This window comes from Pseudomonas sp. MIL9 (genome assembly GCF_016887925.1).
GTDB classification, from domain to species: domain Bacteria; phylum Pseudomonadota; class Gammaproteobacteria; order Pseudomonadales; family Pseudomonadaceae; genus Aquipseudomonas; species Aquipseudomonas mohnii.
On the sequence record NZ_JAFEHE010000016.1, the window covers coordinates 1 to 12,618 of the forward strand.

Consider the following 12,618-nt stretch of genomic DNA (forward strand, 5'->3'; position numbering starts at 1 on the left):
TTGTTGTTGAACGTGGTCAATGCGAATAACTATTTGAGTCAGGCCGGGGTGTTGGAGGGGATGGACAGCCGGCGGGTTCGTGACACGGTTTCGGCGACGTTGTATGCGGGGGCGGCGTTGGTGGCGGTGGTTGATAATCAGGTGCGGAAGGGGATGGGGAGGGATCGATTTCACTTCTATGGCTCAGCGGCACCTGCACTAACTTTGTTTGGTGGGGTGATTGGTGGATTGTCAGCCGCTGCGGCATTCACAGAGTTCAAGTCCTTACAAATTCAGTTGGAGAGCGCCCAAAGCCGAGTCGATCCGTGGTTGGATATGCGCCAAACCGTGGTTGGTGGACAAATAGCGACCTTCGGCACCCAGGCGCTGTTAGGGGTTGGTTACACCGCTCGTGCCCTGGCAGGTTCAATTACAGTCGATGTCGCCATCTTGCGTTACACGCTGTACATGGGGCCGTTGAACTGGCTGATTCTCATATTGGGCGTATTGCACCTGATCACCAGCGTCCTGCAGAAAACCCCGCTGCAAAACTTCCTGAACCACTGCTGCTGGTCGAAAGCGCGAGCTAACAATTTGCAGCCTATCCCGCCCAAGGCCCAGCAGGATGAGCTCGACCGGCTGTATTTCATCCTGTATGCGCCGCGGGTCAGCATGCAAAGCAACTTGAAGTCCAACCATGGCAATGGCCCATCCCGCCTCGAGTATTTCAGTTCCATCAATAGCCTGACCCTCGATTTGCCAGGTGCGGAGCCCGACAGTGTCTACCTGGAACTGAGCATGGTCGGTGACCCGGTGGACAGCCTGAACTCCCGTGAACAGATCAAAACCGGCCGGCGCGATCATTTCAAGCCACTGCGTCCCTGGCGCGATCTGACGCCGCACTGGCTGGCCAGCAGCGCCTGCCAGTGGATACCGTTCAAGGAAGGCCAGGGCCTGCGCCTGAGCGGCCCGTTCAACACACTGAGCAATGTCCTGAGCTCCCAACCCGCCACGGTTTCCCTGCGTGTGCGCTATCGCACGCCACTGACCGCCATGCTCGGCGCCCAACACTTCATCGGCGGCGAGCGGGGGCTGGCCTTCACCCTGAATGATTCAACGGGCGTGACGGCCCTGTGGGGGGACCCGACGCCGGAACTGGACCGGGTACCGAACTACACGCTCGGCGAGGGCCACCCCGGTGCGATTTACCTGCAACCCAAGGGCAAACGATGAGCACGCCCCCGGCAGGTACCACGAAAAAGCGGCTGCTTTCGCGCAATGACTACCTGGCGCCATTGCCCATCCCCACAGGTAGAAAACCCACCGATGTGCTTAACGTCATCTGGCGCAAGAACGAGGTGTTTCTGGATGTAGGCAACTACAGTATCGGCTCGGCGGTGATGGTGATGTGGCCTTCGGTGATGCTGTTTTTAGCCATGTCGTTCTTCACGCGAAATCTCGACCCTGATTTAAGCCAAGGTATTTTGATCCTGGGGGCGGTTATTTTGGGCATTCCGATATTGATCTTGATCCATGGCCTCTTCCGCGAAGTCCCGCTCCCCGTGCGCTTCAATCGCCAACGCCGAGAGGTCTGCGTCCCACGCGACGATGGCGAGTACTGGATCGTCCCGTGGGAATCCGTGACCGCCGCCGCCACCCAGCAGTCGTCGGTCAGTCAGGCTGGTCGAGCCACGATGGGTTTGTTGATCATCGGTTTCGAAAATCCGGACCCGCAGGCCCCGGAAGACAACAAGCACTATTCACTGGGTTTCAACTGCGGCGGCGGGACAACGGCGATGGCGTTGTGGGAGTGCATGCGCAGTTATATGGAAATTGGTCCGGAAGCTGCGCCTGAGGCCGCAGCACTTAACTCTGGTGCCGACCTGCGCTACTACATCGATTACCTGAACGAAAAAGCCAAAGAGCGCGGCTGGTTTTTAACACTGCTGTGGGAAGGTGTATTTGGCGTATTTATCTTCAATGCTCCACTCGCCACCTACCTGCAAAGGAAAAAGCTGTACCCGCCGCCAGACCTGCTTTATCCCGACATCATCGAATGGTCAAAACCCTTGCCTCCCGAGCAATGGGCCAAACGCTCCCCGGAACTGGAGGCCGCCATCGCCCAGCGCGAGGCGGAACTGGCCGCGCAGACGGAGCGGGAGTTGGCGTGACGGCGAATATCCAGGGCCTGCGCCTGAGCGGCCCGTTCAACACACTGAGCAATGTCCTGAGCTCCCAACCCGCCACGGTTTCCCTGCGTGTGCGCTATCGCACGCCATTGACCGCCATGCTCGGCGCCCAACGCTTCATCGGCGGCGAGCGAGGGCTGGCCTTTACCCTGAATGATTCAACGGGCGTGACGGCCCTGTGGGGGGACCCAACGCCGGAACTGGACCGGGTACCGAACTACCCGCTCGGCGAGGACCACCCCGGCGCGATTTACCTGCAACCCAAGGGCAAACGATGAGCACGCCCCCGGCAGGTACCACGAAAAAGCGGCTGCTTTCGCGCAATGACTACTTGGCGCCATTGCCCATCCCTACGGGTCGAAAACCCTCCGATGTGCTTAACGTTATCTGGCGAAAAAACGAGGTGTTTTTGGATGTTGGCAGCTACAACATCGGCTCGGCGGTGATGGTGATGTGGCCGTCGGTGATGCTGTTTTTAGCCATGTCGTTCTTCACGCGAAATCTCGACCCTGATTTAAGCCTAGGTATTTTGATCCTGGGGGCGATTATTTTGGGGATTCCGGTACTGATCTTGATCCATGGCCTCTTCCGCGAAGTCCCTCTTCCCGTGCGCTTCAACCGCCAGCGCCGAGAAGTCTGTGTCCCACGCGACGATGGCGAATACTGGATCGTCCCATGGGAAACCGTGACCGCCGCCGCCACCCAGCAGTCGTCGGTCAGTCAGGCTGGTCGAGCCACCATGGGTTTGTTGATCATTGGTTTTGAAAACCCGGACCCGCAGGCGAGGGAGGACAACAAGCACTATTCACTGGGGTTTAACTGCGGCGGCGGGACCACGGCGATGGCGTTGTGGGAGTGCATGCGCAGCTATATGGAGATCGGGCCGGAGGCTGTCGAGGATCAGACGGCACGTTTCGACTGGTCTAAAGGGATATGGGCGACCTATCTGGACGATCTTGTAAAAGCCGCGAAATTGCGAGGCTGGCCTGTAACCCTCTTGTGGGAAGGTTTCTGCGGGATCTTCATTTTCAACACGCTGCTGATCGACGTGCTGGAACGCTGGAAACTGAATCCGCCCCCCGACCTGCCCTATCCCGACATCATCGAATGGTCAAAACCTTTGCCTCCCGAACAATGGGCCAAACGCTCCCCGGAACTGGAGGCCGCCATCGCCCAGCGCGAGGCCGAGCTGGCCGCGCAGACGGAGCGGGAGTTGGCGTGACGGCGCCTGCCCATGGCTGCCGCGACCTGATCAAAAACAGCCCGCTCGGCGTGGACCGCCCCGGCGCAATTGACCTGTAACCCAAGGACAATCGATGGGCACGCCCCCCGGCAGGCGCCACGAACAAACGCATATTTTCGCGCAATGACTACCTGGCAGTCTCACATCTCTTTAGTGGATGGGGGCCGCTGCGAAATTTCCGGGCAAGGTCTTCGGACATTTCCTTCAAAACGTAACGGTTTCCGTGAACTGTTGGCGCGTAGGTTTCATGGGTAGTCTTTGGCGGTCACTGACCATTCAGTGATGGGGTGTAGGAACCCTTCAAGACCAGTTGAAACGCTTTGGCGTCGACACCTGATTTGCGGCCACTAACGTGCGTCCGTAAGATCTGTTGCGGCGGCTGTGCGCGGGCACGCTTCGGCGTGGTCGAGTTCCCTGGTCTCGATATTCCTACCCCGCGTATGGCTGCCACCCAAGCCCGTAGGAAGGCCGATGGTAGCCCCGCTTCTACCAGAGGTTAAAAAATGAAACCCATACATCCCGATCCCCCCTACGAAAAACCGACCGCCCATCCCGACAACCGTTTCATGGCATTGACCAGCAACTGCAGCGACATGCCCACCCTGTTCGTCGACACCCATGCGCCGCTCGATGTCTTGTATGACGCGGCCAATCACCGCATTCGCGCTGTCACCCAGGTGCTTGAAAACCTGTCCATGCGCGGTTCGATCGAATGCGAGTCCTTTATCCTCAGCGACTTCGCCTTGCTCTGCGCCATTTCGTTGCGCGATGGCTGCGATGTGCTGGATGTGGTTGGGCGGCGGTTGCGGGCTCGGTCATCGCTGTAGCGTAGAGGGCGGTTTGGGTTGGCCGCTCTGTCGCCAACCCCTGACTTGCCGGCCGGTAAAAGGTAAACTTCCCGGCCTTCGCAGGAGCAGCCATGAATTATCGTCACGCCTTCCATGCCGGCAATCACGCCGATGTGTTCAAACACCTGACCTTGACCCGCCTCATCGCCCTGATGTCGCGCAAGGAGCAGCCGTTTGCCTATCTCGACACCCACGCCGGCATTGGCCTGTATGACCTCCAGGGCGATCAGGCCAGTCGTACCGGTGAGTACCTGGAGGGCATCGCGCGTTTGTGGGACCAGCCGGATCTGCCGCTCCTGACCGCCGATTACATGCAGGTGCTGCACGAAATGAACCCGGACGGCCAGTTGCGCTATTACCCGGGCTCGCCGGAGTTGGCGCGGCGCCTGACCCGTCCTCAGGATCGCGTGCTGCTCAATGAGAAGCACCCGGAAGACGGTGTGCTGCTCAAGGACAACATGGCCGGCGATCGTCGGGTCAAGGTGCACTTGGGCGAGGGCTGGCATGTGCCGCGTGCCTTGCTGCCGGTGCCGGAGAAGCGAGCGGTGATGTTGATCGACCCGCCGTTCGAAAAGCTCGACGAGATGCAGCGCTGTGCGGCGGCCTTGAAAGAGGCGATTGGCCGGATGCGGCAAACCGTGGCGGCGATCTGGTACCCGGTGAAGGATCAGCGTGCGTTACGCCGCTTCTATCAGGACCTGGCCGGTACGGGCGCGCCGAAGTTGCTGCGGGTGGAGTTGCTGGTGCATCCGCTGGATACGCCGAACAGCCTGAACGGTTCCGGGTTGGCGATTGCCAATCCGCCGTGGGGGCTGGAGGAAGAGTTGCGTGAGCTGCTGCCGTGGTTGTCCGAGAAGCTCGGGCAGACCCAGGGCGGGTGGCGCATGGATTGGCTGATTGCCGAGAGTTGATTCTGTACCTGTAGGAGCGAGCTTGCTCCGGGCGGCGTTCCGACGATGGGCGCAAAGGCAACGCGTTAAATCAGAAAGTACGCGTTATCGTTAACGACCATCGCGAGCAGGCTCGCTCCTACAGGTGTGTTGGCCGATTAAATCGGGCAGGTCACGCCGGTACCGCCAATCCCGCAATAGCCTTCAGGGTTTTTCGCCAGGTATTGCTGGTGATACGCCTCGGCGTAGTAGAAGGTCGGGGCTTCATCGATTTCAGTGGTGATGATGCCTTTGCCGGCCTTGGTCAGTTCGGCCTGGAACACTTGCGCGCTTTTCTTCGCCGCTTCCAGTTGCTCGGGTTTGGTGGCGTAGATCACCGAGCGGTACTGGGTGCCGATGTCGTTGCCCTGGCGCATGCCCTGGGTCGGGTTGTGCAGTTCCCAGAACATCTTCAACAGCTCTTCGTAGCTGACTTTTTCCGGCTCGTAGACCACGAGCACGACTTCGCTGTGGCCGGTCAGGCCCGAGCAGACTTCTTCATACGTCGGGTTCGGCGTGAAACCGCCGGCATAACCCACGGCGGTGCTGTACACGCCTTCACGCTGCCAGAACCGACGCTCCGCGCCCCAGAAGCAGCCCAGGCCGAAGATGGCGAACTCGACGTTGCCGGGGAACGGACCCAGCAGCGGGTTGTGGTTGACGAAGTGTTCGTCCGGCACCTTGATCGGGGTTTCGCGGCCGGGCAGAGCTTGTTCTTTAGTAGGGAGCACGTTTTTGTTCACCAGAATTTCCGAGCGCAGAACCATTATCAGTCCTCTCAGTCAGGTTGAAATGTAGTCAGACCGCCAGTGTGCCCAATACCGTCCAGTTACGCACTAACCCTGTGGGTGCGAGAATGCTCGCGCCTACAGGTCCATGGGTCTGCAGGTCAGGCGATCGGGCCGCGCGGGTAGCGTTGGAGCTTTTCGATCAGCTCGGAGCCCGGGATCGGTTTGTCGAACAGGTAGCCCTGGCCAACGTCGCAGCGATGGCGACGCAGGAAGGCCAGTTGCTGGGCGGTTTCGATGCCTTCAGCCACGACCTTGAGTTTCAGGTTATGGGCCATGGCGATCACCGCGGAGGTGATTTCCATGTCGTCCTGGTTGTCCGGGATTTCGTGAATGAAGCTTCGATCGATCTTAATGATGTCGATGGGGAATTTTTTCAAGTAACTAAGCGACGAATAACCGGTGCCGAAGTCGTCCATGGCCAGGGTCAGGCCCAGGCGCTTGAGCTGGTCGAGTTGCAGGTGGGTGTCTTCGGTGGCCTCCAGCAACAGGCCTTCGGTCAGTTCCAGTTCCAGCAAGTTGGCGGGCAGCGCTTCTTCCTTGAGGATGTTGGCGATGGAGGCCACCAGGTCCGGGTCGGAGAACTGTTTGGGCGACAGGTTGATCGCCACCTGAAGGTTGCCCATGCCCGCGGCGGTCAGCTCTTTGCTCTTGCGACAGGCCTGGCGCGCGATCCATTTGCCGATGGGAATGATCAGGCCGGTTTCCTCGGCCACGCTGATGAACTGGTCCGGACGGATCATGCCTTTTTCCGGATGATTCCAGCGCAGCAGCGCTTCCATCCCCAGCAGGCGACCGCTGCGCAGGCACAGCTTGGGCTGGTAGAACACGTCGAGTTCGTTCTGGGTCAGGGCGCGGCGCAGGTTGTTTTCAACGAACAGCTTGTAGCTGGCCTCGGCGTTCAGGGCTTCGGTGAACACTTGCACCTGGTGTTTGCCGTTGGCCTTGGCCTTGTGCAGCGCCAGGCCGGCGTTACGCATCAGGGTCTGCGGGTCGCGTCCGTGCAGTGGCGCGCAGGCCAGGCCTACGGAGCCGGTCACGCTGATCAACTGGTTGTCGACGAACATTGGTTTGTCGAGGGTTGCCAGCAGTTGATTGGCCACTTGTTGGCCTGTCGCCAGGTCGCTGTTGTCCAGCAACACGGCGAATTCGTTACTGGCAAAACGCGCCAGGCTGCCACTCGGGATAAGGCTGTTGCGCAGGCGTCGGGCCAGGCTGATCAGCAGTTTGTCGCCGGTCTGGTGACCGAGGCTGTCGTTGATCCGCTTGAAGTTATCGATGTCCACCAGCAACAGGCTGATGGGGGTGTCGGCATCGCGGGCGAAGCGTTCGTCGAGGTTGCGGATGAACGCCGGGCGATTGCCCAGGTTGGTCAGGTTGTCGGTGTAGGCCAGGCGCTCGATGCGTTGCTGGGCGAGCTTGGTCTGGGTGATGTCTTCGTAAATGCCGATGTAATGGGTCAGCTCGCGATTGTCGCCGTAGACCTTGGAAATCGACAGCTGGCCCCAGTACGGTTCGAGGTTTTTGCGCCGGCTCTTGAACTCGCCTTGCCAGCTGTTGCTCTTGGCCAGCGCCGAGGGCGCGTCGAACAGCAGTTCGCTGAGGTTTTCCAGGGCTGGCAGTTCCGACAGTCGCTGGCCATGGACTTCTTCGGTGCTGTACTGGGTGATCGCGGTGAAGCTCGGGTTGACGTACTCCACCACCCCATCGCAATTGACCAGCAAAAAGGCGTTGGCACTTTGCTCGACCGCCCGCTGGAACAGGTGCAGGGCGCTGGTGGCGGTGCGCCGGTTGTGATTGCTGATGACCTGGGCGAACTGATCGGCCAGTTCGCCGGCAAAGGCGATTTCGTCCGACTGCCAGACGCGGGTGGCACCGGATTGCTCCAGGCACAGTACGCCGACCACTTGGCCATCGACCCGAATGCTGGCGTCGAGCATCGCGTTGACATTGCGCGGGAGCAGGCTTTCGGCCATGTCCCGGGTGCGCGGGTCGCGAATGGCGTTGTGGGCGTCGATGGCGCGGCCGGTTTGCAAGGCTTCAAGGTAGTCGGGGAAATGGCTGGCGTCGATGGGCGCCGGCAGCAGGTATTCCCCGCTGGTGCGGTGATAGGCCGAGATGGGCACCAGCATCGAGCCTTCGAGGTTCCACAGGCTGGCGCAGTCGATTTCGTAGACATCACAGGCGCTGCGCGTAATCAGCTCGGCGGCTTCCTGCAGTGAATTGTTGCTGCTGTAGCGCTGGCGGGTCAGCAGCAGGATCAGGTCCTGCTGGGCGCGCGCCCGTTCCAGATGCTGCAGTTGTTCCTGCTGGGCGCGCTGGTTGAGTTCCAGGGCAATTTGCAGGCGCGAGTTCTGGTTTTCCAGATCCAGTGCCGGCAGCAAGGGGTCGTCTTCGAACAGGCCGTCGATCACCAGCAGGTAACCGCGCAGCAGGTGTCGATTGTGTTGCTTGTAGGGTTCGCCCATTTCCAGCAGGTTCAGCGAGCCGGTGGCGGTGTGCAGGGTGTAGCGGATCAGGTAGTGCGAGTGTTCGCTCAGTTGGTGCTGGATCGCATCATGCAATTGATAGCGCGCTTCCGGCTCCATCAGGCTGGCGTAGGGCGAGCCGACCAGAGCGCACAGCTCCATGGCCGGCAGGCCGAACTGGCGTTCGCAATTGGGATCAAGAAACAGCAGCGCCCAGCTTGCTTCATTCAGCCGTTCGAAACGCAGCATGCCGAGCCGCGAGGGCACAGGCAACTGCGTCACTACCTCGGCCACCATACGGCTGGCGGCATCGGGTTGGCTTTTCATGGAGGGAAACTCGCTTCGAATTTGCTGAATGCGCCGGGCTCTCGCCCCTTTACTGTTGCCTGCCGCAAGGTTGCATCATTGCGATACCGACTGACAAGAGACATGAAGGCCAAGTGCTATAAGAATATGTCCTTCGAAGTGAAGATTTCTTCAATCGGCGTCAGGATTAAAGGTGTTGGCAGAAAAGATCGCAACCTTTGGCCGTTTTATATGGAAATGGCGGACCTCTCTGAGAGTGCCACGGACTGCGATCTTTTGCTCCTAACGCAACGAAATACGGGTCGCCTGTAGAAGGTTACCATCCCGATCGTGATAGCGCACATGAATGTGCTGCGTATCGACGATCACGTGTGCGAAGTTGTCCTGGCTGATCACTTTGCCGGTCAGTTGCTGGCGATAGTCCCCCGCAGCGGTTCGGGCCAAGGGCTGGTCGAGGATGAAGGTTTCGGCTTTGGCGTAGGGCAGCATTTTGCTGTTGCACAGCGGTGAGGAGACGATGGTGTGGAGTTCGAAGTCAGGGTCTTCACTGTGGGTCAGGCGGCTGGTCAGGGAGCCGTGGACGTCACCGGAAACGAAGACGACATTCTTGATGCGGTGAGTACGAATCGTCTCCAGCAGTCGTAGCCGTTGCTCGGGAAAGGCTTTCCAGGTGTCATCGCCCAAGCGCTTGCAGTCAGGGTAGAACATCACGCTGGTGACCACGAATTTGACCCGCGCCGGGCTGTGGATCAGCCATTTGCACAATGCGTATTCCTGCTCGACATCCAGGATGCGGCGGTCGGCTGCCGAAAGATTGCGCCGTGTTCTGCTGTCGGTGACAAACCATTCGATATCGCCTTCTGTGAACTGATACCAATATTTGTCCAGTTTTTTGTTTATTTTCCCGCTCGCGGAAAGTTCGTGCGCAGGGCTGTGGCTGGCTTGATATAACTCGTAGGCCTTTGTTGCGTTGGCATATAAGTGGTCGTCGGATTTGTTCTTGTTGGCTGGCCAGTTGTCCTCGATTTCATGATCATCGAGGATCATATAAGTTGGCAGGCTGGACATTAACTTTGTGATGTTCGGTTGCGAGAATGCCACCCTGTACTTGTGAAGGATTTCCCCGAGTTCCCGGTCGGGGGCGAGGAAGTTCAGATCATCGACGTAAATCTGATCACCTGTCATTAACATGGCGCTGACGGGCGGCTCGGCCTGTTCCACCACATTGGATATCGAGGCAAAAATCCTGTCGCCCACATGAGGCGCGGAGGCAATGCCCGCGGTGATGCGCAGATAGCGGCAAGACCCCACAATGTAGGCTCTGGGCAGGGTCTGCTGGCTGGAGCGAGTGCGAAAGCGGTGGATCTGTCGCGGCCATTGCAGCGGCAGCTCCTGAACCGTCTCCAGGGTGTGCACCGGGTTCATCGGGCTGAACCAGCCGGCCTGGTATTCATGGTCGGTGTCGGCAGCCAGATCGTTGAGCGCGATGACTTCGGACATGTCGCGCAGGCTGTCGAGTTTTGCGAAAGTGCCTTTTGACCAGCGTTCTTCACCGCGTCGCCGATAGCGAATGCCGGCAAATACCAGGGCGCCCTTATGTTTATCTCCGCGCAAGAATATACGGACATGATGAGTTGTCGTATGGCCAATAATCGGGCCCACTGTTGGTTGGAACATATTCGATTCCATTCGGCGTTCTGCCATTCGGTCAGGTGAAGTTATTTCGGGGGTGTGCAATAACGGTGTAACTAAGACTAATTATTGAACCCTGAAAAATATCGAGCCGAAATGGATTTGAGTTGTGGGCGATATCAGCCACAAATGTAGGAAGGCATTCTTTTCGATTAAAAATCGCAGGCAAAAAAAGCCCCGCCAAATTGGCGGGGTTGAGGTACGAGCGTGGCGCTCGGAAAACGGAACGCGACAGGCCCTCCGGTGAAGGAGGGCCGGCCGGTGTTACAGCAGGATGGTGCGGATGTCCGCCAGCAGGTCGCTCAGACGCTTGGTGAAGCGTGCAGCAGCGGCGCCGTTGATCACGCGGTGATCGTAGGACAGCGACAGTGGCAGCATCAGTTTCGGCTGGAAGGCTTTGCCGTCCCAGACTGGCTGGATGGTTGCCTTGGAAACACCGAGGATCGCCACTTCCGGCGCGTTGACGATCGGCGTGAAGCCGGTGCCGCCAATGTGGCCGAGGCTGGAAATGGTGAAGCAGGCGCCTTGCATGTCGTCAGCGGTAAGCTTCTTGTCGCGGGCCTTGGCAGCCAGCGCAGCCGCTTCAGCCGCAAGCTGCAGCAGGCTCTTCTGGTCGACGTTCTTGATGACCGGTACCAGCAGGCCTTCTGGCGTGTCGACCGCGAAGCCGATGTTCACGTACTTCTTGCGGATGATCGCCTTGCCGCTTGGAGCCAGCGAACTGTTGAAGTCCGGCAGTTCCTTGAGCAGGTGGGCGCAGGACTTGAGCAGCAGCGGCAGGATGGTCAGCTTGACGCCAGCCTTCTCTGCAACGGCTTTTTGAGCGATACGGAACGCTTCCAGCTCAGTGATATCAGCCGAATCGAACTGAGTCACGTGCGGGATGTTCAGCCAGCTGCGATGCAGGCTCGACGCGCCGATTTGCATCAGGCGGGTCATCGGCACTTCTTCGGTTTCACCGAAGCGGCTGAAGTCCACGACCGGAATCGGCGGGATGCCCGCGCCACCGGTTGCGCCGGCAGCAGCGGCCGGTGCTTCCTTGGCCTTCTGCATCATGGCTTTGACGTAGACCTGCACGTCTTCCTTGAGGATGCGACCGTGTGGACCGCTGGCACCCACGGCGCTCAGCTCGACACCGAATTCGCGGGCCAGTTGGCGCACGGCAGGGCCGGCGTGAACCTTGGCGCCTGGCTTGGCTGGAGCAGCGGCCGGGGCAGCTACCGGTGCGGCCGCAGCAGGAGCAGCAGCGGCGGCTGGAGCTGGAGCGCTCGGCGCAGCGGCGGCCGGTGCCGGAGCAGCAGCCGGGGCGGCACCTTTGACTTTCAGCTTCAGGATCAGGTCGCCGGTGCCGACTTCGTCGTCCAGCTTGATCGAAACGCTTTCCACCACGCCAGCGGCAGGCGACGGGATTTCCATGCTCGCCTTGTCGGATTCCAGGGTGATCAGCGACTGGTCGGCTTCAACGCTGTCGCCGGCCTTGACCAGGACTTCGATGATCTTGGCCTTGCCCGACGAACCGATGTCCGGAACGTGGATGTCCTGAACGCTGTCGGCCACCGGTGCGGCCGGAGCAGCAGCGGCTGGCGCTGGAGCAGCGGCGGCAGGTGCGGCAGCCTGGGCCGGAGCGGCCGCAGCCGGCGCCGCAGCACCCGCCACTTCCAGGTCCAGGATCAGGTCGCCGGTGCCGACTTCGTCGTTGAGCTTGACGCTGATGGCTTTGACCACGCCAGCGGCAGGCGACGGGATTTCCATGCTGGCCTTGTCGGATTCCAGGGTGATCAGCGACTGATCAGCCTCGACGGTGTCGCCGACCTTGACCTGGATCTCGATGATCTGGGCCTTGCCCGACGAACCGATGTCCGGCACGTGCACTTGCTGAACCGAAGCAGCAGCAGGTGCAGCGGCAGGCGCTTTTGCAGCAGGCGCAGCGGCACCTTCGACTTCCAGCTCGAGCAACTCGTCGCCTTCTTTCAGGCGATCGCCCAGCTTCACTTTCAGGCTCTTGATGATGCCGGCCTTGGGAGCAGGGACTTCCATGCTCGCCTTGTCCGATTCCAGCGTCAGGATGCTCTGATCGGCTTCGATACGATCGCCGACCTTCACAAACAGTTCAATTACTTCACCTTCACCGCTGCCGATGTCAGGTACGCGAATGAGTTCGCTCACAGAATCTCTC

General features: G+C 59.7%; 9 protein-coding genes and 1 pseudogene. 6 read left to right on the forward strand and 4 right to left on the reverse strand.

Annotated elements, in window-relative coordinates; genetic code table 11:
- From JQF37_RS31450 to rlmJ, 6 genes and pseudogenes are all read left to right on the forward strand, one after another.
- Positions 1-1,212: pseudogene (locus tag JQF37_RS31450) on the forward strand (hypothetical protein); the annotation flags it as partial.
- Entirely contained in the window at positions 1,209-2,150 is a 942-nt protein-coding gene (locus JQF37_RS17750) for a hypothetical protein (RefSeq protein WP_130205043.1), read from the forward strand. The pseudogene JQF37_RS31450 and the gene JQF37_RS17750, both read left to right, overlap by 4 nt.
- The gene (locus JQF37_RS17755; RefSeq protein ID WP_130205041.1) at positions 2,147-2,446 is read left to right on the forward strand and encodes a hypothetical protein; all 300 of its coding nucleotides are present in this window, start codon (positions 2,147-2,149) and stop codon (positions 2,444-2,446) included. Before JQF37_RS17750 ends, JQF37_RS17755 begins: the two co-directional genes overlap by 4 nt.
- On the forward strand, positions 2,443-3,390 hold the full coding sequence (locus JQF37_RS17760) for a hypothetical protein (protein WP_130205039.1): 948 nt from the start codon (positions 2,443-2,445) through the stop codon (positions 3,388-3,390). Before JQF37_RS17755 ends, JQF37_RS17760 begins: the two co-directional genes overlap by 4 nt.
- A gap of 524 nt (positions 3,391-3,914) precedes the next feature.
- On the forward strand, positions 3,915-4,238 hold the full coding sequence (locus JQF37_RS17765) for a hypothetical protein (protein ID WP_130205037.1): 324 nt from the start codon (positions 3,915-3,917) through the stop codon (positions 4,236-4,238).
- 92 nt (positions 4,239-4,330) lie between these two features.
- Positions 4,331-5,170 carry a 23S rRNA (adenine(2030)-N(6))-methyltransferase RlmJ gene (rlmJ, locus tag JQF37_RS17770; RefSeq protein ID WP_130205035.1) on the forward strand — a complete coding sequence of 280 codons (840 nt, stop codon included), beginning with the start codon at positions 4,331-4,333 and terminating at the stop codon, positions 5,168-5,170.
- A gap of 137 nt (positions 5,171-5,307) precedes the next feature.
- Here the strand turns inward: rlmJ and msrA are convergent, their stop codons facing one another.
- The 4 genes from msrA to aceF all read right to left on the reverse strand — a co-directional run bounded on the left by msrA (position 5,308) and on the right by aceF (position 12,608).
- A complete protein-coding gene (gene msrA / locus JQF37_RS17775; RefSeq protein ID WP_130205033.1) occupies positions 5,308-5,955 on the reverse strand; it encodes a peptide-methionine (S)-S-oxide reductase MsrA in 648 nt (215 codons plus the stop codon).
- A gap of 122 nt (positions 5,956-6,077) precedes the next feature.
- Positions 6,078-8,771 (reverse strand): EAL domain-containing protein, encoded by a 2,694-nt coding sequence (locus JQF37_RS17780; RefSeq protein ID WP_130205031.1) that lies wholly within the window; start codon positions 8,769-8,771, stop codon positions 6,078-6,080.
- A 261-nt stretch (positions 8,772-9,032) separates the two neighbouring features.
- On the reverse strand, positions 9,033-10,427 hold the full coding sequence (locus JQF37_RS17785) for an alkaline phosphatase D family protein (RefSeq protein WP_130205029.1): 1,395 nt from the start codon (positions 10,425-10,427) through the stop codon (positions 9,033-9,035).
- Between the two features lie 279 nt (positions 10,428-10,706).
- Positions 10,707-12,608, reverse strand: a complete 1,902-nt coding sequence (gene aceF / locus JQF37_RS17790) for a dihydrolipoyllysine-residue acetyltransferase (protein WP_204149731.1) — start codon at positions 12,606-12,608, stop codon at positions 10,707-10,709.
- Between the last annotated feature and the right edge of the window lie 10 nt (positions 12,609-12,618).

Coding starts and splice junctions, on each gene's coding strand:
- rlmJ (WP_130205035.1), top strand. CDS start 4,331: ATGAATTATCGTCACGCCTTCCATGCCGGCAATCACGCCGATGTGTTC.
- JQF37_RS17750 (WP_130205043.1), top strand. CDS start 1,209: ATGAGCACGCCCCCGGCAGGTACCACGAAAAAGCGGCTGCTTTCGCGC.
- JQF37_RS17780 (WP_130205031.1), bottom strand. CDS start 8,771: ATGAAAAGCCAACCCGATGCCGCCAGCCGTATGGTGGCCGAGGTAGTG.
- JQF37_RS17765 (WP_130205037.1), top strand. CDS start 3,915: ATGAAACCCATACATCCCGATCCCCCCTACGAAAAACCGACCGCCCAT.
- JQF37_RS17760 (WP_130205039.1), top strand. CDS start 2,443: ATGAGCACGCCCCCGGCAGGTACCACGAAAAAGCGGCTGCTTTCGCGC.
- JQF37_RS17785 (WP_130205029.1), bottom strand. CDS start 10,427: ATGTTCCAACCAACAGTGGGCCCGATTATTGGCCATACGACAACTCAT.
- msrA (WP_130205033.1), bottom strand. CDS start 5,955: ATGGTTCTGCGCTCGGAAATTCTGGTGAACAAAAACGTGCTCCCTACT.